This is a genomic window from Pseudomonas sp. B707 (genome assembly GCF_022496685.1).
In the GTDB taxonomy this organism is placed as follows: domain Bacteria; phylum Pseudomonadota; class Gammaproteobacteria; order Pseudomonadales; family Pseudomonadaceae; genus Aquipseudomonas; species Aquipseudomonas paraglycinae.
Window position 1 is genome coordinate 145,060 of record NZ_WTVE01000031.1, and the last position, 21,220, is coordinate 166,279.

The window sequence follows — 21,220 nt, forward strand, 5'->3', positions numbered from 1 at the left end:
TGTAGACGCCCAATACGCTTCAAGACCGGAGAAGCATGACTTGAAGCGTATTCTTAGCCCAATCAGGAAATATCGAATTTCCCCATCATCACTTCTACCGTTTTACCAGACGCGCCGATGCGGCCTGTCAATCGAAACTCCGAGGCTTTATAACGGGTACCTTCGACGACTTCAGTGAGCGTGATCTCTCCACTAATCGCTCGGTAGTGCTCTTCGCCATCACCCACATCAACGAAGAAATCTACGTCAATACTGCCGGGCCCGAGAGCGTGCTTGCCACTCGCGAGGCCTTTTGGAAGCTTAAAAATAAGCGACGTAAAATATCTATCGATATCGATACGACCACCTGCAGCGAAATAGTTGTCGTCATCGTGGAGAAAAACATCTTGAGTGTCGATAACGTTTCGTGGGTCATCTTGATCAAACCGCGTAGTTCTTGCAAAAAGACTTCCCGACGCCTTCGGAAAGGACTTTACATTCTTGATTCTCAAATCTGTCATGACGATCTCCCGCTCCAATGTTTACCAGCGCACTCGACTGTGGACGCCGACTGCATAACTAAACGCGGGTTTCGCTTTTATATCTACTGTCAGAAATAACAGGTCGATGAAGCAATCCGACGGGCGGCTCTCACCACCCGAGAGACTTCAGAAGATTAATTAAACAACCGACGGCAGGCGCCACTCGATCGGCGCTTCGCCGTTCTGCTCCAGGAATTTGTTGGTGCGGCTGAAGTGCCCGCAACCGAGAAAGCCACGATAGGCCGACAGCGGCGACGGATGTACCGACGTCAGCACTAGATGTTTGGTGGCGTCGATCAGCTTCTGTTTGCTCTGCGCATGAGCGCCCCAAAGCATGAACACCAGATGCGGTTGCTGCTGGCTGACCACCTCAATGATCCGGTCCGTAAAGAACTGCCAGCCCTTGTCCTTGTGCGCGTTGGCATTGGCGCGTTCGACGGTCATGGTGGTGTTGAGCATCAACACGCCCTGATCGGCCCAGCTCTGCAAGTAGCCGTGGTTGGGGATGTCGATGTTCAGGTCGCGCTTCAGCTCTTTATAGATGTTGACCAGCGACGGCGGCGCCGGCACGCCCGGTTGCACCGAGAAGCACAAGCCGTGGGCCTGGCCCGGGCCGTGGTACGGATCCTGGCCGAGGATGACCACTTTCACCTTGTCCAGCGGCGTCGAGTTCAGCGCATTGAAGATCATCGGGCCCGGCGGATAGATTTCCTTGCCGGCCGCCCGCTCCTGCTGCAGAAAAGTGCGCAACTCTGCCATGTAGGGCTGGTCGAATTCGGCACGCAGTGCCTCCTTCCAGCTCGGTTCGAGTTTGATACGGTCGTCAGCAGTCATGGTCATACCCGGCAAAAACAATGGGGCGAACCCTAGGAAAGCCGACCACGCTTGTCAATTGATCTGACGCAGATCCGGCACTTTCCCACACAGCGATCATACTGATCGTTCAAATTCCCGATCGAGGTCACGATGAATCTGCACTTCGAAGAACTCACCGGCACCGACGGCGCGCGCATCGGCGTGGCCACGCTGGATGCCGAAAAGTCGCTCAATGCGCTGTCCCTGCCGATGATCCACGCCCTGAGTAACAAATTGAACGCCTGGGCCAAGGATCCGCAAATCGTCTGCGTGCTGCTGCGCGGCAACGGCGCCAAGGCCTTCTGCGCCGGCGGCGAAGTGCGCAGCCTGGTGGAAGCCTGCCGAGCCCATCCCGGCGAAGTGCCACCGCTGGCCGCACAGTTCTTCAACGCTGAATATCGGCTGGATTACAGCCTGCACACTTACCCGAAACCGTTGATCTGCTGGGGCCATGGATATGTGCTCGGCGGAGGTATGGGCCTGCTGCAAGGCGCGAGCATCCGGATCGTCACGCCGAGCAGTCGTCTGGCGATGCCGGAAATCAGCATCGGCCTGTACCCGGATGTCGGCGCCAGTTGGTTTCTGTCGCGGCTGCCGGGCAAGCTCGGTTTGTTCCTTGGCTTGACCGGCGCGCACATGAACGGTCGCGATGCGATCGATCTGGATCTGGCCGACCGCTTCCTGCTCGACGAACAGCAGCAGGAACTGATCGACGGCTTGTTGCAGTTGAATTGGCAGGAACAGACCGCCATGCAGCTCAACAGCCTGCTCAAGGCATTGCAGCAGGAAGCCGTGGCGCAGATGCCGGAAGCGCAATGGTTACCGCGCCGTCGGCAGATTGATGAGCTGTTGGATGTCAGCGACGTGACCTGCGCGTGGAAAGCCATCAGCCTGCATCGGGACAGCAGCGACCTGTTGTTTGCCCGTGCGGCGAAGACCATGAGTGAAGGCTCGCCATTGACGGCGCATCTGGTCTGGGAACAGATCATTCGTGCCCGCCACTTGTCGCTGGCCGAAGTCTTTCAGATGGAATACACCCTGAGCCTCAATTGCTGCCGGCATCCGGAGTTCAGCGAAGGGGTTCGGGCGCGGCTGATCGACAAGGATCACAAACCGCACTGGCACTGGCCGGACATCGCCCGGGTGCCGGACGCGGTGGTCGAGGCGCACTTTCACAAGGTCTGGGAGGGGCGGCATCCGTTGGCGGATCTCTCCAGCTACTGAAATCCGGGCACAAAAAAAGCGGCGCTCAATGCGCCGCTTTTTTGCGGGGGGTTACCAGCGGTTGCCGTGCCGGTTGTAATCGCCGCGTCCACTGTGACGGTCGTAGTTGCCACGACCCCGGCGATCATCCCAACCACCGCGACGGTGATCATCCCAGCGTCCGCGATCATGACCGTGCCAGCGACGGTTCTCGTAGTAACGCGGGGCCGGTTGGTAGTAACGAGGCGCCGAGTAATAGCGTGGAGCCGGTTGGTAATAGCGTGGCGCTGGCTGGTAGTAGCGCGGCGCCGAGTAGTACGTGCTGCCGCCGCTGTAATAGGTGCCACCGCTGTAATACGAAGGTGCCTGCGATGTGTAGACCTCTGAGCTGTAGTAGCCATCTCCGTAGGAATAAGGGACGCATCCGCCAAGGGAAAAAAGCATCACGGTAAACAGAAGAATTCGGCGATACATGGCGGCCTCCTGGACCGCGGGTAGCCACACCAGCGACGCTGGCAGGCGTCAGTCTTTCATTCGGCGACTGACGAAATATCTGACAGCGTTTTCGGCATCCGGTGCGTTTCTGCAACAACTTGAAACAAGTGATTCATGAAACCTTGTTCATGCAGAAACTCCGTCATTCAGCCGCTGATTAGTGGTGCCCACCGTGGTATCCGCCGCCGTGATAACCCCGTCCGTAGCCGCCGCGATAGCCATGACCACCGTAGTAATAGCGGGCGCCACCGTAGTAATAGCGGGCGCCGCCGTAGTAACGCGGGCCGTAATAACCACCGTAGTAATAGGGTGAGTAATAGCCGGGATAGTAATAGGGCGTGGAGTAAACATCGTAGCCGCCGGCGTAGTAGTAACAACCGGACAGCCCTAGACCGAGCACTGCTCCCAGCAGCACCCGACGCAGCAATTTTGAAATACGCATGGCGGCCTCCTGAAAGACCTGTGACAGCAGTCGGCACAGACCGGCTGACACCAGATTTGACTGGCTGGCCGGCACCGAGTGCCCAATCCTCTCGGGCATCGGATCAGCGGCAGCGGACGCTGCATGACGGTGCAACCGCGCACCAACACAAAGCGCCCACAGGCGTTTGCCATCCGCCGCAACGTCACGAAGCCCGTAACAGAGCGCCCGACCCGACTTGGCACGCCTCTCGCTTTAGCAAACCCGTGCAGGAGTCATCACAGGTTCGCGGCACCACAATTTGCAATGGCTGACTAGGGTTCCGGCTCGCATCTGCGAGTGGCTGGTCCGAGAGTTGGCGACCTCCAGTTGAGGTTACACGGCGGGACAAAAGCCCGGGAGACAAGCCACCGTTCGCGGTGCCGCGTTGCCTTCCTGTCCGCCCACGATCAACTGGAGAAGCCACCATGTCCCGACCACGTTTGCCCGCCCTGCTCGCCGCCGCGTTCGCCGCGCTCATCAGCACTCAATCCCCCGCCGCGCAGAAAGACCACTTCAGTGTCTGCTGGACGATCTATGCCGGCTGGATGCCATGGGAATACGCCGGCAGCCAGGGCATCGTCGATAAATGGGCGAAGAAATACGGGATCAAGATCGACGTGGTCCAGCTCAACGACTACGTCGAATCGATCAATCAATACACCGCCGGTCAGTTCGATGGCTGCACCATGACCAACATGGATGCGCTGACCATTCCGGCCGCCGGTGGCGTCGACAGCACCGCGCTGATCGTCAGCGATTTCTCCAACGGCAACGACGGCATCGTCCTCAAGGGCGAAGGCAAAAAAGTTGCCGACCTGAAGGGCATGGATGTCAACCTGGTCGAACTGTCGGTCTCGCATTACCTGCTGGCCCGCGCGCTGGACTCGGTGGACCTGACCGAGAAAGACCTGAAAGTGGTCAACACCTCCGACGCCGACATTTCCGCCGCGTTCAACACCGAGCAGGTCAACGCCGTCACCACCTGGAACCCGATGCTGTCGGACATCAAGGCCAAACCCGGCGTGACCGAAGTCTTCAACTCCAGCCAGATCCCCGGCGAAATCATGGACATGATGGTGGTCAACAGCGCCACCCTCAAAGACAACCCGGCGCTGGGCAAGGCGTTGACCGGCGCGTGGTTCGAAGTGGTCGATTTGATGAACGCCAGAAACGCCGCCGGCAAAGCCGCGCTTGAGCACATGGCCAAAGCTTCGGGCACCGATCTGGCCGGATTCCAGGCGCAACTGGACACCACCAAACTGTTCGCCACACCGAAAGAAGCCCTGGCGTTCGCCACCAGCAAGCAACTGCCGGAAACCATGCGCAAAGTTGCCGAGTTCTCGTTCCAGCACGGCTTGCTCGGCGAAGGCGCCAAGGACACCAGCGCCGTCGGCATGTCCTTCGCCAACGGCGTGACCAGCGGTGACACAGGCAATCTCAAGCTGCGTTTCGATCCGACTTACGTGCAGCTGGCCGCCGACGCCAAGCTGTAAGCCACGGAGGATTTGGCCATGCGCCTGATCAATCGTCACCCGGATCGACCGAGTCGCCTGCTGCTGGTGATCCTGCCTTTCGCCCTGGTGCTGTTCGCCTACTTCATGGGCTCGGCCGAGCGCCTGGCGGACAACCCCAACGACAAACTGCTGCCCAGTGCGGTGCAGATGAGCGATGCGGTCAACCGCCTGGCATTCAATGCCGACACTCGCACCGGCGAATACCTGCTCTGGCAGGACACCGCGTCGAGCCTCGGACGCCTGGCCATCGGCCTCGGCATCGCGGCGCTGGCCGGGTTGTGCCTGGGCATGGCGGCCGGCACCCTGCCGCTGTTCGGCGCACCGTTGTCGCCGATGCTGACGGTGCTGTCGATGGTGCCGCCGCTGGCGATCCTGCCGATTCTGTTCATCGTCTTCGGCCTCGGCGAGCTGTCGAAGGTAATGCTGATCGTGATCGGTATCACACCGGCACTCGCCCGTGATCTGGAACAGCGCGCGCGGGACATTCCGGTCGAACTGCTGATCAAGGCGCAGACCCTCGGCGCCTCGACCTGGACCCTGATGCTGCGCGTGGTGCTGCCGCAACTGTTGCCGCGTCTGCTGATCTCGCTGCGGCTGATGCTCGGTTCGGCGTGGCTGTTCCTGATCGCCGCCGAAGCCATCGCGTCCACCGACGGTCTGGGCTACCGGATTTTCCTCGTGCGCCGTTACCTGGCGATGGACGTGATCCTGCCGTACGTGGTGTGGATCACCCTGCTTGCCTGGCTGATGGATTGGGGCCTCAAGCGCCTGACCCGGCGCGCATTCCCCTGGTATGAGGGGGCCGCCAAATGAGCTTCATCACGGTGAAAAACGTCTGGCAGCAATACGCCGACCAAGTGGTGCTCGAAGGCTTGAACCTCAGCGTCAACGAGGGCGAGTTCTGCACGCTGGTCGGTGCCTCGGGCTGCGGCAAGTCGACCTTCCTGCGCCTGCTGCTCGGTCAGGAAACCGCCAGTCGCGGCGAGATTCTGCTCGACGGTCAGCCACTGGCGCGCGAGCCGGATGCGAGCCGTGGCGTGGTGTTCCAGCGCTACTCGGTGTTCCCGCACCTGAGCGTGCTGGACAACGTTGCGATCGGCCTGGAGCTGCCGCGTGCGCCGCTGCTCGGGCGTCTGTTCGGCAGTGCCAAACAGGACGCCCGCGAACAAGCCTCGGCGCTGCTGCAAAAAGTCGGCCTCGGCCATGCGCTGGACAAGTACCCGGCGCAACTGTCCGGCGGCATGCAACAGCGGCTGGCGATCGCCCAGGCGTTGATCATGAAACCGCGCGTGCTGCTGCTCGACGAACCGTTCGGCGCGCTCGATCCGGGCATTCGCAAGGACATGCACGCGCTGCTGCTGGCGCTGTGGCGCGAAACGCAACTGACCGTGTTCATGGTCACCCACGACCTGTCCGAAGGTTTCAGCCTCGGCACCCGTTTGCTGGTGTTCGACAAGGTCCGCCTCGACCCGCACGCCCCCGGTGCCTATGGCGCCCGCATCACCTATGACATCCCTTTAAACAGCGACCGCCGCGCCCAACGCGCCGCCGTCGACGCCCTGCCCGCCGAGCTGGCCGGCACACTTCGTATTGCCTGAGAGGACTGCTCCCATGACTGATTCGACCCAACTGTTTCCACCCTTCGCCGAAGAAACCCTGCCCGGCGGCGGTCACCGCTCCTTCGTCTTGAAGCGCGGGCAACTGCTGCGTCTGACCGACCTGCGCGGTGGTGCCAACGTCAGCCTGACCCTGCTCAACGCCAACGAAAAAACCGAGCGCCTGAACCTGCCCGACAGCCTCAAATGCCAACACACCGCCAAGCTCACCACCGGCCATTGCCTGTACTCGGACATGGGTCGGGTGCTGGCGGCAATCACGGCGGATACCTGCGGCTGGAGCGACAGCCTCGGCGGCGTGCTGTGCGCCGAGGAAGTCGCGGAAAAATACGGCCAGGGCCGCTATCAGGAACTGCGCAACGGCTTCTTTCGCAACGGCACCGACAACCTGCTGGTGGAGCTCGGCAAGTGGGGGCTGGGCCTGTCCGACCTGCTGATGACCCTCAACCTGTTCAGCCGGGTCAACGTCGATGACAGCGGGCGTTTGCACTTCGTCGAAGGCCACTCGCAGGCCGGTGACTACATCGAACTGTATGCACCGATGGACACCCTGGTTGTGCTCACCGCCCTACAACATCCGCTGGATCCGTCGCCGCAATACGCCCCCAAACCGCTGAAGCTGAGCTGGATGAACGCCGACCCGAGCGTCGCCGAGCACTGCCGTACCTCGCGCCCGGAAAACGAGCGCGGCTTTATCAACACCGACCGTTTGTTCGCCTGAGGATCGTCGCCATGTCAGTTGCTATCGCCACTTCGCAAAAACAACCCGACGCTGCGGTGTACCGCGCCACCATTCCCGCCGGCGAACCCTGGCTGATGGAGGTCAAGGCCGGCCAGACCCTGCGCATCCTCGACCTGGAAGGCAATCAGGCGGTCGATACGCTGTTCTACAGCCTCGCCAATCCCCGTGAACGCTACGACGTGCAACGCACATTGCGCCGGCAGAACAGCGTGTACCTGAGCACCGGCAGCGTGTTGTATTCCAACCTTGGCAAACCGATGCTGACGATCATCGCCGACACCTGCGGCCGCCACGACACCCTCGGCGGCGCCTGCGCGCAAGAGAGCAACACCGTGCGCTACGCCCTGGAAAAACGCTACATGCACAGCTGCCGCGACAATTACCTGCGCGCCTGCGCCCACGACGGGCGCCTGGGCAAAGGTGACATCGGGCCGAACATCAATTTCTTCATGAACGTGCCCGTCACTGCCGAGGGCGGCCTGACCTTCGAGGACGGCATTTCCGCCCCCGGCAAATACGTCGACCTGCGCGCGGAGATGGACGTGATCGTGCTGATCTCCAACTGCCCGCAACTGAACAACCCGTGCAACGCCTACAACCCGACACCTGCGGAGCTACTGGTATGGAACTGAAATTCGTCCGTCTGCGCCGTTGGCTTTTTGCCCTGTGCCAGGCCCGTTCCGGCCAGTGTCTGAAATCCCCAAAACACCCCTGAACCCTGTGGGAGCTGGCTTGCCAGCGATGGCGTCGGCACAGCCAACATTGATGATGACTGACACACCGCCATCGCGGGCAAGCCCGCTCCCACAAGGTCAATGGTGACTTTCGAATTGTGATTTTGCCGTCGGGGACGACCCCGGCGCTCATCGAAAAACTGCGGGACGGCCCGCATCCCCTTCAGGGGTTTTGCCATGTTCAAAAAAGTCCTGATTGCCAACCGTGGCGCGATTGCCTGCCGCATTCTGCGCACCTTGCGTGAACTGCACGTCGAAGGCGTTGCGGTGTACTCTGAAGCCGATGCCGCCAGCCTGCACATCCTGCAAGCCGAGGAAGCCCACAGCCTCGGCGAAGGCGCAGCGGCCGGCACCTATCTGGCCGTGGACAAGATTCTCGCCATCGCCAAAGCCACTGGCGCCACCGCGATCCACCCCGGCTACGGCTTCCTCTCGGAAAACGCCGCGTTCGCCGAAGCCTGCGCAAACCATGGCATTGCCTTCATCGGCCCGACACCGGAGCAACTGCGGGTGTTCGGCCTCAAGCACACCGCACGGGCCCTGGCCAAACAGCACGGCGTGCCGATGCTCGAAGGCACCGAACTGCTCGACAGCCTCGACGCCGCGCTGATTGCCGGCGCGCAGGTCGGTTATCCGGTGATGCTCAAAAGCACCGCCGGTGGCGGTGGCATCGGCATGCGCGTGTGCCGTAACGCCAGCGAACTGAGCGAGTCGTTCGAGGCAGTGAAGCGCCTCGGCCAGAACAACTTCAGCGACGCCGGGGTGTTCATCGAAAAGTACATCCAACGTGCGCGGCATCTGGAAGTCCAGGTGTTCGGCGACGGCCACGGCGCGGTGATCGCCCTTGGCGTGCGCGACTGCTCGGTGCAGCGACGCAACCAGAAAGTCCTCGAGGAAACCCCGGCACCGAATCTGCCCGAAGGCATGGCGGATGAGCTGTGTGCGGCGGCGATCAAACTGGCCAAAGCGGTGAATTACCGCAGCGCCGGCACCGTCGAATTCGTTTTCGACAGCGATGCGCAGCGCTTCTATTTTCTGGAAGTGAACACCCGGTTGCAGGTCGAACACGGCGTTACCGAACAGGTGTGGGGCGTCGATCTGGTGCGCTGGATGGTCGAGTTGGCGGCCGGTGACTTGCCGCCGCTGGCCGAGTTGTTCGCAGGTCTGCGACCGCAGGGGCATGCGATTCAGGCGCGGCTGTATGCCGAGGATCCGGGGCGCGATTTCCAGCCCAGCCCAGGCTTGCTGACAGCGGTCGATTTCCCAGTCGCCGATGGCCGGCATCTGCGCATCGACACCTGGGTCGAGGCCGGTTGCGAGATCCCGCCCTACTTCGATCCGATGATCGCCAAACTCATCAGTTGGGCGCCGACCCGCGAACAGGCGCGTGCCGATCTGCATCAGGCCCTCGGCGACAGCCTGCTGTACGGCGTGGAAACCAACCGCGATTACCTGCGGCAGATTCTGCTCGATACGCCGTTTGCCAGCGGTCAGCCCTGGACCCGTTGCCTGGAAGACCTGGTGTACCGGGCCAACACGTTTGAAGTGCTGAGCGCCGGCACCCAGACCAGCGTCCAGGACTATCCCGGTCGCCTCGGCTACTGGGCGGTCGGCGTGCCACCTTCGGGGCCGATGGACAGTCGCGCGTTGCGTCTGGGCAATCGTTTACTGGGCAACGATGAAGGCGTGGCGGCGCTGGAAATCACCATGAGCGGGCCGTTGCTGCGCTTCAATTGCGATGCGGTGGTGGCCGTGACCGGCGCACCGATTGCCCTGACACTCGACGGCCAGCCGCAGGCGATGAACACCGCCCTGCTGATCCCGGCGGGCAGTCAATTGCATCTGGGCAATCTGCCGGGCGCCGGGGCCCGCAGCTACCTGTGCCTGCGTGGCGGCGTGCAAGTGCCGGATTATCTGGGCAGCAAAAGCACCTTCACGCTCGGTCAGTTTGGTGGTCATGGCGGACGGGCTTTGCGCGCCGGTGACGTGCTGCATCTGGCGGCCCTGAGCGACCGCAGCGCCGGGCAGACATTGGCGCCCCATCACGTCAGCGAATTACCTGCCGTGCGCCGGATCCGCGTCATCTACGGCCCTCATGGCGCGCCTGAATATTTCACTGAAAACTACATCGGCACCTTTTTCGCCACGCAATGGGAAGTGCATTTCAACTCCAGCCGCACCGGCGTGCGCCTGATCGGGCCGAAACCAGAGTGGGTGCGCGCCGACGGCGGCGAGGCCGGGCTGCATCCCTCGAACATCCACGACAACCCCTACGCCATTGGCGCCGTGGACTTCACCGGCGACATGCCGGTGATCCTCGGCCCGGACGGCCCGAGCCTTGGCGGTTTCGTGTGCCCGGTGACGGTGATCGAGGCCGATCTCTGGCAACTGGGTCAACTCAAGGCCGGGGACAAAGTGCAGTTCGTGCCCGTCGATCTCAAGACCGCACGCGATCTCGCCCTCAATTGGGACACCTGTGGGAGCTGGCTTGCCAGCGATGGGGCCCGAGCAGACACCGAGTCAACTTCATCGCTGGCAAGCCAGCTCCCACAGGCCCTGGTTTCGCCTGTGGTTCTGGAATTGGGTCAGTACGACAAGCGGCTGGTCGGGCGTGTGTCCGGCGATACCCATCTGCTGCTGGAAATCGGCGCGCCGGAACTGGATCTGGTCCTGCGCTTTCGCGCCCATGCCCTGATGCAGGCGCTGGAAGGCAAAAACCTGCACGGCGTGATCGACCTGACACCGGGCATTCGTTCTTTGCAGATCCACTACCAGCCCGAACAATTGCCGCTGGCCGATCTGCTCGGCATCGTCGCCGGTGAATGGGATGCGGTGTGCGCCGCCCAGGACTTGCAAGTACCGTCGCGCATCGTTCATCTGCCGCTGTCCTGGGACGATCCGGCCTGCCAGTTGGCGATCGAGAAATACATGACCACCGTGCGCAAGGACGCGCCGTGGTGCCCGAGCAATCTGGAGTTCATCCGCCGCATCAACGACCTGCCGAACCTCGACGAGGTGCAGCGCACGGTGTTCGACGCGAGCTATCTGGTGATGGGCCTCGGTGATGTGTATCTCGGCGCACCGGTCGCCACGCCGCTCGACCCGCGCCATCGGCTGGTGACCACCAAGTACAACCCGGCGCGCACCTGGACCGCCGAGAACTCGGTGGGCATCGGCGGCGCCTACATGTGCGTCTACGGCATGGAAGGCCCGGGCGGTTATCAGTTCGTCGGGCGTACCTTGCAGATGTGGAACCGCTATCGCGCAGTCGCCGCGTTCGACGGCAAACCGTGGCTGCTGCGGTTTTTCGATCAGATCCGTTTCTACCCGGTCAGCGCCGAAGAACTGCTGCGCATCCGCCGGGATTTTCCCCTCGGGCGTTTCGACCTCGACATCGAACATAGCCAGCTCAACCTCGCCGACTACCAGGCCTTTCTGCAACGCGAAGCCGAGACCATCGACGCCTTCCGAACGCAGCAACAGGGTGCCTTCCAGGCTGAGCGCGAACGCTGGATCGCCAGTGGCCAGGCGCACTTCGACAGCGAAGAAGCCGTGCCGGACAGCAGCGAAGACACACCGCTGACCAGCGGCCAACAAAGCATCGACAGCCACATCGCCGGCAACCTCTGGCAGGTGCAGGTCGAGGTCGGCAGCCGCGTGGCGGCCGGTGATGTGCTGGTGATTCTGGAGTCGATGAAGATGGAAATCCCCGTGCTCGCGCCCATGGCCGGAGTGGTGCAGGACATTCGCGTGCAGCCGGGATCGGCGGTGCGTGCCGGACAACGGGTCGTGGTGCTGGAACTCGACTGAAACCATTTGCCAAAGGATCAACCCATGAATCTGCAACTCGATGCCCTGCGCCAGACCTACCACAATGGCGACACCACACCCCGGCAATTGCTGTTGGCGTTGCGGGAAAAAGCCGCTGCGCTGAACCCGGACTATCACCTGTTCATCCATCTGCTCAGCGCCGAAGAACTGGAACCGTATCTGGCCGCCCTCGACGGTCGCGACCTCGACAGCCTGCCGTTGTATGGCGTGCCGTTTGCGATCAAGGACAACATTGATCTGGCCGGTGTCCCGACCACCGCTGCATGCCCGGCGTTCGCCTACGTACCGGAGCGTTCGGCGACCATCGTCGAGCAGCTGCTGGCGCTGGGCGCGATTCCGCTGGGCAAGACCAATCTCGACCAGTTCGCCACCGGCCTCAACGGCAGCCGTTCGCCTTACGGCGCCTGCCCGAACAGCGTGTTGCCGGAGTATCCGTCCGGCGGCTCAAGCGCCGGCTCATCGCTGGCCGTGGCGCTCGGCGTGGCCAGTTTCGCGTTGGGCACCGACACTGCCGGCTCCGGCCGGGTGCCGGCGGCGTTGAACAATCTGGTGGGCCTGAAGGCCAGCAAAGGGCTGATCTCCACCGCCGGCGTGCTGCCGGCCTGTCGCACGCTCGATTGCGTCACCACGTTCACCGCAACGGCCCGGGAAGCCAGTCAGCTGCTGGCGCTGACCGCGCGCCTCGATCCGAGGGACGAATACAGCCGCAGTAATCCGTCATGGAACGACGGCACCGCGTTCGGCGTACCACGGCCGTTTCGCTTCGGTGTACCGCGCGCGCAAGACCTGGCGTTTTTCGGCTGTGAGGAAGGCCCGCTGCTGTTCCGCGATGCCATCGACGGTCTGAAAGCTCTGGGCGGTGAAGCTGTCGAGCTGGACTTGTCGCCGTTCCTCGAAGCGGCGCGGTTGCTCTATGAAGGGCCGTGGGTGGCCGAGCGCTACAGCGTGGCCGGCGAGTTGATGGAAGAAAATCCCGAAGCAGTGCTGCCGGTGATCCGCGCGGTGCTGGCCAAAGCACCGGCCGTCAGCGGCGTGCAGACGTTCCGTGCGCAATACCGCCTGCAAGCGCTGAAAGCCGTTTGCGATAAAGCACTGGAAGAACTCGACTGCGTGCTCACGCCCACCATCGGTCGTCCGGTGACGCTGGCGGAACTCGACGCGGAACCGGTGCTGCGCAATTCCGAACTGGGCTACTACACCAACTTCATGAACCTGCTCGATTACGCTGCCGTCGCCGTGCCCAGCGGCTTGATGGCCAACGGTCTGCCGTGGGGTGTGACGCTGTTTGGCCGGACGTTCACCGACCAGTATTTGCTGAGTGTGGCGGACGCTTTGCAGCGCCAGCAGGATCCCGCGCTGCCGACGCCGAACAATCCGGCGCGCCATGACCGTGCACGACTGGTGGTCTGCGGTGCGCACCTGGACGGACTGGCCCTGAACTGGCAACTGCGCCAGCGCGGCGCACGCCTGATCGAGACCACCTACAGCTCGAAGGACTACAAACTCTATGCCCTGGCCGGGGGCCCGCCGTTGCGCCCCGGCATGCTGCGCGTGGCCGAAGGTGGCGTGGCCATCGAGGTGGAAGTCTGGGAGTTGCCGAGCAGTGAACTGGGCTCGTTCCTGACCGGCATCCCGGCGCCGCTGGGCCTGGGCAAGGTACAACTGGCGGATGGCCGCTGGGAAAGCGGATTCATCTGCGAACCCTACGGCCTGGAAGGTGCAACCGACATCAGCCATTTGGGTGGGTGGCGAGCGTATCTGCAAACCGGAAACTGATCCGAACACCGCCCCCTCTCGTTCCGGGAGGGGGCTGGATGAGTGAGCCATTCTCCAGACACCCCTGCCCGGCTGATCCCCCCGCATTTCAGGCACAAATCCCGCAGTTTTTTCCCGGCCATCTCACTAGAATGCTGCCATCGGGCCACCGTCGACGGAACTGCCAATGCCGCTCAGATCTGCGTTTTACTCCCAACGTTCGCTGGTATTGACTCTGGTCGCTTTCCTCGGCGCAGGTTTCCTCGCCACCTCCCTGCTCAGCTACTACGCCTCGCGGGCATCGATCCGCGACAACATCGTCAACACCGAACTGCCGCTGACCTCCGACACGGTGTACTCGGAAATCCAGAAAGACCTCGTCAGACCGATCCTGATTTCCTCGATGATGTCCCGCGACACCTTCATGCGCGACTGGGTGGTGAACGGCGAGAAAGACAGCGACCAGATGACCCGCTACCTCGACGAGGTCATGACCCACTACGGCGCCTACACCGCGTTTTTCGTCTCCAACAGCACCCACACCTACTACCACGCCAAGGGCGTGCTCAAGCAGGTGAAGATCGACGAGCCACGCGACGCCTGGTACTTCCGCGTACGCGACATGAAGGATCCGTACGAGATCAATGTCGACCCGGATCTGGCCAACAAAGACAACATGACCTTCTTCATCAACTACAAGGTCTACGACTACAACAATCGCTTCATCGGCGCCGCTGGCGTGGGGCTGACGGTGGACGCGGTGATCAAGCTGATCGACAAGTATCAGCAGCGCTATCAACGCAGCGTTTACTTCGTCGACACCTTCGGTCGGCTGGTACTGACCGGCGCTGAGGGCGGACCGGAAGGGGCGCGGGTCGGGAAAAGCCTGAACGATCTCGACAGCATGAAAAGCCTGGTCAGCCAGCTGCCCAAACCCCACAGCGGCAGCTACGAATATTCCACCCACGGCCAAGGACATTTCCTCAACGTGCGGTTCATTCCGGAGCTGAACTGGTACCTGTTTGTCGACAAACGCGAAGACGGCGCACTGAGCGAAATCCGCCAGTCGCTGTACCTCAACCTGCTGATCTGCCTGCTGGTGACGTTGATCGTGCTGGCCCTGGTCAACCGCTTGATCCGCCGCTATCAGGAAAAGATCCACGCCCAGGCCACCCTCGACAGCCTCACCGAACTGCCCAACCGCCGTGGCTTCGACCTGCTCGCCGTGCAAGCGCTGCACGAAGCTCACCGCGAGCCGAAACCGCTGACGGCGCTGCTGCTGGATCTGGATCACTTCAAGGTCTTGAACGACACCTACGGACACATGGCCGGCGATCAGGTGCTGATCGGTTTTGCCCGGGACCTGCAAAGTTGCCTTCGGCATTCCGACATCGTCTGTCGTTGGGGCGGTGAGGAATTTATCGTTCTGCTGAAGGACACCGACGGCGAGACCGGTCAGAAGATTGCCGAGAAGATCCGCCAGCACGTCGAACAGCATGAATATGCCTACAACGGTCACACCCTGAATCTGACGGTCAGCATCGGCGCCACCACCCTGCAACCGGATGACACCTTGCACAGTCTGCTGTCCCGGGCCGATCATGCGATGTACCGGGCTAAACAGACCGGCCGTAACCGCACCTGCGTGGAAATGCCTCACTCGACCTATGCCTGACGCCAAGAACACACCTGACCTCTGCCCGGCCTGCGGCGCCCGCAACGACTGCAGCCTGGCCGACCCGCGCACCGCCGACCGCGCCTGCTGGTGCTACGGCGTTTCCATCGATCCGGCAGTGCTCGAAGCCCTGCCGGCGGAACTGCGCGACCAATCCTGCCTGTGCCCGCGCTGCGCCCAGGTCGAGGCGCAACTGCAAGCGGCCAAGCCGTCGATCCCGTAAGATGCGCGCCCCGCTTCCTGCCGATTCCTGATCATGCGCGTCGACCGTTTCCTCAGTAACCTGCCCCGCTACAACCGCAAGCAGGTTCGCCTGCTGCTGGTGGAAAAGCGCGTGAGCATTGACGGAAAAGTCGTCAGCGATCCCCACAGCGAAGTCCTGGAATTCAGCCGCGTCGAAGTCGACGACGAAGTGCTGCAACCCGGCAAACCGGCGCGCTATTTCATGCTGTACAAACCGCAGGGCTGCGTCAGCGCCACCCGCGACCCCGAACATCCGACCGTGCTCGACCTGATCCACGAGCCGGAAAAGGACGACCTGCACATCGCCGGGCGCCTCGACTTCAACACCACCGGATTGATGCTGATCACCAACGACGGCAACTGGTCGCGACGCCTGACCCAGCCGCAGACCAAACTGCCGAAGGTCTATTACGTCGAGACCGAACAGGAGATCGGCCCGGAATATGCGATCAAGTTCGCAGAGGGGATCTACTTCGCCTTCGAGGACCTGACCACCCAACCGGCGCAGCTGCAAGTGCTCGGCCCGCGAACGGCGCGGTTGAGCATCGTCGAAGGTCGTTACCATCAGGTGAAGCGCATGTTCGGCCACTTCAACAACAAAGTGCTGCGCCTGCACCGCGAATCCATGGGCCCGCTGCCGCTCGATCACGCGCTAAAACCGGGCGAGTACCGCGCCTTGCGCACCGAAGAGATTCATTTGTTCTAAGCAGCCGACCGCTCAGCAGAAGTTGTCGAACAATTTACTAACGGCACTTGCGCGATCCGGATCCCCCTGCTTGAATCAGGACGTCGGCCAAATTGTGACCGATGAGTCACACATAACTTCTAAGAAACTTTTTGCCGGTAGACAGCCTTCAAGGGCTGCGCCTCAGCCGGCAGATTGCCCGCCAATAACAACACCCGTCGACCTGCCGTACCGGATCGACATGGGCCACAAAATTCCAGGCATATGCCTACCTGTCACAAAGCTCGTGCAATCTCATTTGCGCGCATACCCGCTTGCTTGCCAGGAGTCTTATGACATGAGGCCAGAAATCGCTGTGCTGGATATACAGGGTCAGTATCGGGTTTACACGGAGTTCTATCGCGCAGACGCCGCAGAAAAGACCATCATCCTGGTCAACGGCTCGATGGCCACGACTGCGTCGTTTGCACAAACCGTGAAAAATCTGCACCCGCAATTCAACGTGGTCTGCTACGACCAGCCCTACGCGGGCAAGTCGAAAGTCCACAACCGCCACGAGAAACATCTGACGAAAGAAGTCGAAGGTCTGATCCTGCTGGAGCTGATCGATCACTTCGCGGCCGAGCACGTTTTGTCGTTCTCCTGGGGTGGCGCCGCGACCATGGTCGCCCTCGCTCATCAGCCTCGGCGCATCGAAAAAGCCGTGATCAGCTCGTTCTCGCCAGTAATCAACGCGCACATGCTCGATTACCTCGAACGCGGCGTCGAATGCCTCGGCAAACGCGACGGCGATCGGGTCGGCCACCTCGTCAACGACACCATCGGCAAACACCTGCCGTCGCTGTTCAAGCGCTTCAACTATCGCCACGTCAGCAGCCTGGCCGAGCACGAATACGGGCAGATGCATTTCCACATCAACGACGTGCTGCACAGCGACCGTCAGTGCTATTTGAATGCGGCGAAGAAAATCAACGTACCGGTGCTGTTCCTGAACGGCGAATGGGACGAATACACCGCCGCCGAAGACGCCCGACTATTCGGCAACCATGTCGCGCAGAGCACCTTCACTACCCTGCAGGCCACCGGGCACTTCCTCGACATGGAACACAAATCGGCCTGCCGGGACAGCCAGAACGCCCTGCTCGGTTTCCTGAAACCGGCGCAACAGGCCAGCCGAACGCGTTACCAGTTTGTCCAGGATCACCATGCATTGGCCATTTGAAACAGTGTCGTCGCGAGCAAGCCTGCGAGGCTGAGATTCAGCCGTCCTCCAGCCCGCAGCGCTTGCCCGCGATTGACCGATTTCGGCTCTGTTTCAGGACTTTCCGTAGTTCGCGTGCAAAGAAAACTTCAAATCCGTGGCCGAGTCTGGTACAAAGTCAGCCGCTCTGAGCGGGTGTCGTATAATGGCATTACTCCAGCTTCCCAAGCTGATAACGAGGGTTCGATTCCCTTCACCCGCTCCAATCGAATTTATGTCCTGCGTCGTGGTTTGACGGGGGATGAGCAAACAGAAAAAACCGGCCTTGATGGCCGGTTTTTTTGTGTCCGGGATTTGAGTTTTCATTAGTAAATCCAAAGATCGCTACCGTCGAAACAACCCTGCCCCTAATGCTCTATCGTGATCAGCTTATCGCTGCAAATTCCCCATACGCATGATCCTTCTCCGACGGCGAAATCAGGATTAAACCCTCTAAGCTACGCTCCGTATCCAGGCTAAATAAGCTGGTAACCAACCGGAAGAGGGATCGACCATGAACGACACCGCTATCCCCGAGGGCTTCACTCCGCTGACCCGCAGCAGTCCGCTGCTCGACTTGCTTGGCCCGATCTATACCAGAGGCAGTGGCTTGCAACTTGAAATCGGTCTGCGGACAGACTCACGACATGCCAACGGACGGGGCACGTTGCATGGCGGTGTATTGGCGACTTTGGCGGATGTCGGCATGGGTTACGCCATGGCATTCTCCAGCGACCCTCCCCTGCCATTGATCACGGCGAGTATGACCTTGGACTATCTCAGCGCGGTGCAGATCAATGAGTGGCTTGAGGTACGCGTTGAGCACTCCAAAAAAGGACGGCAGCTGGCGTTTGCCACTGTTGGGTTGCATGTCGGTGATCGAATGGTTGCCCGTGCCAGTGCGGTGTTCGCGGTGCCGCAGTAGTATCCCCCCTGCATCCAACCGGTCTTGATGACCGGTTTTTTGTGCCCGTTTCATTTCGCAGCAACGGCCCGCAATACACTCCCCATTCCGCTGAAGTATTCCCGCCTAGACTCCTTCGCGAACACCAGCCCCACCAAAGGACGATGACCGCTCGGTGGTTATAGTGTTGATCGATAAAAAATCGTGGGTATAGTACCCACCAAGCACACCACAGGGAGGTGTTGTGAATAGCCGTTTTCTAATTGGCCAGCTCGTCGCAGACGGTTGGTATCTGGTGCGGGTCAGGGGCAGTCATCATCACTTCAAGCATCCGACCAAACCTGGTCTGGTCACAGTGCCTCACCCGAAGAAGGATCTGCTCAAGAAAACGGCCATCAGTATTTTGCAGCAGGCGCTGCTCTGACTCATCAGGTCAATTGCGCCGTGGAGGACGACACATGCTTTACCCGATCGCGATTTCAGTGGGTGATGAAGGACATGCCTGGGGAGTGGAGGTGCCGGATATTCCGGGCTGCTTCTCCGCTGGAGATGATCTGGATGACGCGATGGCGATGGCCCGCGAAGCCATCGAAGGCCATTTCGAGATTCTGGCCGAAGACGGCTCGCCCATCCCGCCGGCCAACAAGGTCACACTGCATGCAGCCAACCCCAAATACGCTGGCTGCACGTGGGCGGTGGTTGATATCGATGTGACCAAATACCTGGGCAAAGCTCAGAAACTCAACATCACATTGCCCGGCTATTTGCTCAACCGTATCGATGAATACGTGTTGCACCATCCGGAAGAGAAAAGCCGCTCCGGATTCCTGGCCTCGGCGGCGCTCAAGGTTTTGCAGCAACGTTGAAGCGAATAAAAACCGGTCTTGAAGACCGGTTTTTTCTTGCCCGCTGAAACGTCGCATCGGCGTAGTTACTTGTTCGATTCAGCGACGCCGGGATTTAAGACAGCTTCACAATTGCTTGTTTCTACATAAATCTACCGACGTATAACGGGTGTCCCTATATACCGTTAGGTTTCACTATATTTTGCTCTTATCCGGCTCAGCCTTTTCACCAAAACAAAGCATCAGCCTTTCACCTCAACATGATCCAGCGCCTGATTCACCGCCAATTCCCCCAGCATCACCAACTGCGCAATGCCTATCGCGGTTCTACGGTGGGCGGGGTCGAGGGTGGCGGCGAAGTTGTTGAGCATCTCGGATGCCGAGCCCAGTGATTCGCTGGCGTTGGCCAGCAGGGATTCGGTGTCGTAGGCCGGGTTGGCGAAGTACATCGGGTCGGGCTGGTTGGTCGTGCCCATGACATGGGCGCCGGGGCAGAGGTAATGGTCGAGGGCGCGGTTGGCGGCGTCGTTGAGCTTCCTGGAGTCGACTGAGCTGTAGGGGGATGTTGGGTCGGTTTCGACTTCTGGGGGATTCGGGGTTGGCTTCTTCATAATGGCTTCTTTCTAGTCGATAGGTGGAGCTGACCTACTCGGTTCCAATCGAAGAGGTGGCAGCTGTACACGAGTTGGAACCCGGGCGAAAAAAGCCAAAAGCCCGACAGACTCGAAGTCTCTCGCGCACAGCCGCCATAACAGAGTGCACACCATGAAGGCGGGCAAGCATACGTCATGAAAGCTGCTTTTGCTTTTTTGGGAAGTCGCCGGGGTTCCAATCCCGATCGCCGATTCATCAGCGACCCTCACAGGCTAGAGTCCGCACTTCCGACGGACAACCTGAAAACCTTGTGGGAAGGTTCAGTAAACAGGGCCAACTCTTTAAACATCCCGTATCGAAAAACCGCGTTTACAGATCCCCAACACTCCCCCGGTTCTCACACTCGCCACGACCCGCTAGCATTTCCCCATCGCCCACCACCCTCCCCCTGCGCGGCCATCGACGAATACGCGCCATCACGTTTCGAGGGATTCAAAACCGTGGCCTCCGAGCCACCCAAATCAAATTCAAAAGAGCATCAAATCCATGACCCAGAACATCTACGACGACCCCGAGTTTTTCCAGGGCTACAGCCAGATGAACCGCTCCATCGGCGGCCTCGATGCCGCGCCGGAATGGCCGGTGCTGAAAGCCTTGTTGCCCTCCCTGCACGGTTTGCAGGTAGTGGATCTGGGCTGCGGCTACGGCTGGTTCTGCCGCTGGGCGAGCGAAAACGGCGCTGCCCAAGTGCTGGGGCTGGATGTCTCGGAGAAAATGCTCGAGCGGGCGAAGGAAACCACCTCGGCCGCGAACATCCGCTACGAACGTGCCGACCTGGAACACCTCGACTTGCCTGCGTGCACTTACGATCTGGCCTACAGCTCACTGGCCCTGCACTACATCAAGGATCTCTCGGGGCTGTTTAACAAACTGCACGCGGCGCTTAAACCCGGTGCGCATTTTGTGTTTTCCATCGAGCACCCGATCTTCATGGCGCCGCGCAATCCGGGCTGGCTGATCGACAGCGAGGGCCACAAGCGCTGGCCGCTGGACAGTTATCAGAGGGAAGGCGAACGGGTGACCAACTGGCTGGCCGACGGGGTGATCAAGCAGCATCGTACGGTCGGGACTTTGCTCAACACGTTGATCGACGCCGGGTTCACGATTCAACACGTCAACGAATGGGGCCCGAGCGATGCAGACGTGGCCGCGCAACCGGCCCTCGCTGAAGAGCGTGAGCGACCGATGATGATGCTGGTTGCCGTACAACGCTGACCGCAAAAAAAGGGCCGATCAAATCGGCCC

The 21,220-nt window shown here is 60.8% G+C and carries 21 protein-coding genes, 1 tRNA gene and 1 riboswitch; of the genes, 17 read left to right on the plus strand and 5 right to left on the minus strand.

Translation table 11 applies throughout. The annotated features are described in order from the left end of the window. Nucleotides 1-62: 62 nt before the first annotated feature. Together GQX66_RS19650 and ung are read right to left on the minus strand one after the other, a co-directional pair. The gene (locus GQX66_RS19650; protein ID WP_240870603.1) at nucleotides 63-500 is read right to left on the minus strand and encodes a hypothetical protein; all 438 of its coding nucleotides are present in this window, start codon (nucleotides 498-500) and stop codon (nucleotides 63-65) included. 159 nt (nucleotides 501-659) lie between these two features. Further along, the gene (gene ung / locus GQX66_RS19655; RefSeq protein WP_085605867.1) at nucleotides 660-1,355 is read right to left on the minus strand and encodes a uracil-DNA glycosylase; all 696 of its coding nucleotides are present in this window, start codon (nucleotides 1,353-1,355) and stop codon (nucleotides 660-662) included. A 132-nt stretch (nucleotides 1,356-1,487) separates the two neighbouring features. Here ung and GQX66_RS19660 point away from each other — a divergent pair, with 132 nt between their 5' ends. Continuing rightward, nucleotides 1,488-2,600, plus strand: coding sequence for an enoyl-CoA hydratase/isomerase family protein (locus tag GQX66_RS19660; protein WP_240870605.1), 1,113 nt, complete (start codon nucleotides 1,488-1,490; stop codon nucleotides 2,598-2,600). A gap of 51 nt (nucleotides 2,601-2,651) precedes the next feature. Here the strand turns inward: GQX66_RS19660 and GQX66_RS19665 are convergent, their stop codons facing one another. Next, nucleotides 2,652-3,053 carry a hypothetical protein gene (locus tag GQX66_RS19665; RefSeq protein WP_074691080.1) on the minus strand — a complete coding sequence of 134 codons (402 nt, stop codon included), beginning with the start codon at nucleotides 3,051-3,053 and terminating at the stop codon, nucleotides 2,652-2,654. Between the two features lie 178 nt (nucleotides 3,054-3,231). Beyond that, nucleotides 3,232-3,516: a hypothetical protein gene (locus GQX66_RS19670; protein ID WP_240870607.1), complete on the minus strand. Its 285-nt coding sequence runs from the start codon at nucleotides 3,514-3,516 to the stop codon at nucleotides 3,232-3,234. 282 nt (nucleotides 3,517-3,798) lie between these two features. Next, a riboswitch (guanidine-I (ykkC/yxkD leader) is annotated at nucleotides 3,799-3,899 on the plus strand. A 63-nt stretch (nucleotides 3,900-3,962) separates the two neighbouring features. On the opposite strand from GQX66_RS19670, the gene GQX66_RS19675 reads away from it, so the two are divergent. From GQX66_RS19675 to GQX66_RS19745, 15 genes are all read left to right on the plus strand, one after another. Continuing rightward, nucleotides 3,963-5,030 carry a putative urea ABC transporter substrate-binding protein gene (locus GQX66_RS19675; protein ID WP_240870609.1) on the plus strand — a complete coding sequence of 356 codons (1,068 nt, stop codon included), beginning with the start codon at nucleotides 3,963-3,965 and terminating at the stop codon, nucleotides 5,028-5,030. A gap of 18 nt (nucleotides 5,031-5,048) precedes the next feature. Then, the gene (locus GQX66_RS19680; protein WP_240870611.1) at nucleotides 5,049-5,864 is read left to right on the plus strand and encodes an ABC transporter permease; all 816 of its coding nucleotides are present in this window, start codon (nucleotides 5,049-5,051) and stop codon (nucleotides 5,862-5,864) included. After that, a complete protein-coding gene (locus GQX66_RS19685; protein ID WP_240870614.1) occupies nucleotides 5,861-6,649 on the plus strand; it encodes an ABC transporter ATP-binding protein in 789 nt (262 codons plus the stop codon). The genes GQX66_RS19680 and GQX66_RS19685 overlap by 4 nt, the downstream gene beginning before the upstream one ends. A gap of 13 nt (nucleotides 6,650-6,662) precedes the next feature. After that, nucleotides 6,663-7,388 (plus strand): urea amidolyase associated protein UAAP1, encoded by a 726-nt coding sequence (locus GQX66_RS19690; RefSeq protein ID WP_102685954.1) that lies wholly within the window; start codon nucleotides 6,663-6,665, stop codon nucleotides 7,386-7,388. 11 nt (nucleotides 7,389-7,399) lie between these two features. After that, a complete protein-coding gene (locus GQX66_RS19695) occupies nucleotides 7,400-8,041 on the plus strand; it encodes an urea amidolyase associated protein UAAP2 (protein WP_240870617.1) in 642 nt (213 codons plus the stop codon). A gap of 279 nt (nucleotides 8,042-8,320) precedes the next feature. Further along, nucleotides 8,321-11,953: an urea carboxylase gene (gene uca / locus GQX66_RS19700; RefSeq protein ID WP_240870627.1), complete on the plus strand. Its 3,633-nt coding sequence runs from the start codon at nucleotides 8,321-8,323 to the stop codon at nucleotides 11,951-11,953. A gap of 24 nt (nucleotides 11,954-11,977) precedes the next feature. Then, nucleotides 11,978-13,750: an allophanate hydrolase gene (atzF, locus tag GQX66_RS19705; RefSeq protein WP_240870644.1), complete on the plus strand. Its 1,773-nt coding sequence runs from the start codon at nucleotides 11,978-11,980 to the stop codon at nucleotides 13,748-13,750. Nucleotides 13,751-13,916: 166 nt separating this feature from the next. Then, the gene (locus GQX66_RS19710) at nucleotides 13,917-15,404 is read left to right on the plus strand and encodes a sensor domain-containing diguanylate cyclase (RefSeq protein ID WP_240870647.1); all 1,488 of its coding nucleotides are present in this window, start codon (nucleotides 13,917-13,919) and stop codon (nucleotides 15,402-15,404) included. Then, nucleotides 15,397-15,627 carry a cysteine-rich CWC family protein gene (locus GQX66_RS19715; RefSeq protein WP_102685950.1) on the plus strand — a complete coding sequence of 77 codons (231 nt, stop codon included), beginning with the start codon at nucleotides 15,397-15,399 and terminating at the stop codon, nucleotides 15,625-15,627. Before GQX66_RS19710 ends, GQX66_RS19715 begins: the two co-directional genes overlap by 8 nt. A 33-nt stretch (nucleotides 15,628-15,660) precedes the next feature. Next, nucleotides 15,661-16,353 carry a pseudouridine synthase gene (locus GQX66_RS19720; RefSeq protein WP_240870648.1) on the plus strand — a complete coding sequence of 231 codons (693 nt, stop codon included), beginning with the start codon at nucleotides 15,661-15,663 and terminating at the stop codon, nucleotides 16,351-16,353. Nucleotides 16,354-16,669: 316 nt separating this feature from the next. Continuing rightward, on the plus strand, nucleotides 16,670-17,554 hold the full coding sequence (locus GQX66_RS19725) for an alpha/beta hydrolase (RefSeq protein ID WP_011332879.1): 885 nt from the start codon (nucleotides 16,670-16,672) through the stop codon (nucleotides 17,552-17,554). Between the two features lie 170 nt (nucleotides 17,555-17,724). Continuing rightward, a tRNA-Gly gene (locus tag GQX66_RS19730) sits at nucleotides 17,725-17,798 on the plus strand. 288 nt (nucleotides 17,799-18,086) lie between these two features. Next, on the plus strand, nucleotides 18,087-18,497 hold the full coding sequence (locus GQX66_RS19735) for a PaaI family thioesterase (protein WP_039772722.1): 411 nt from the start codon (nucleotides 18,087-18,089) through the stop codon (nucleotides 18,495-18,497). Between the two features lie 223 nt (nucleotides 18,498-18,720). Continuing rightward, the gene (locus tag GQX66_RS19740) at nucleotides 18,721-18,900 is read left to right on the plus strand and encodes a type II toxin-antitoxin system HicA family toxin (RefSeq protein WP_007957952.1); all 180 of its coding nucleotides are present in this window, start codon (nucleotides 18,721-18,723) and stop codon (nucleotides 18,898-18,900) included. Between the two features lie 34 nt (nucleotides 18,901-18,934). Continuing rightward, on the plus strand, nucleotides 18,935-19,342 hold the full coding sequence (locus tag GQX66_RS19745; RefSeq protein WP_007957951.1) for a type II toxin-antitoxin system HicB family antitoxin: 408 nt from the start codon (nucleotides 18,935-18,937) through the stop codon (nucleotides 19,340-19,342). 221 nt (nucleotides 19,343-19,563) lie between these two features. On the opposite strand, the gene GQX66_RS19750 is transcribed toward GQX66_RS19745, so the two are convergent. Then, a complete protein-coding gene (locus GQX66_RS19750; RefSeq protein ID WP_240870654.1) occupies nucleotides 19,564-19,932 on the minus strand; it encodes a DUF6124 family protein in 369 nt (122 codons plus the stop codon). 529 nt (nucleotides 19,933-20,461) lie between these two features. On the opposite strand from GQX66_RS19750, the gene GQX66_RS19755 reads away from it, so the two are divergent. Continuing rightward, nucleotides 20,462-21,190, plus strand: a complete 729-nt coding sequence (locus GQX66_RS19755) for a class I SAM-dependent methyltransferase (RefSeq protein WP_240870658.1) — start codon at nucleotides 20,462-20,464, stop codon at nucleotides 21,188-21,190. Nucleotides 21,191-21,220: the final 30 nt, after the last annotated feature.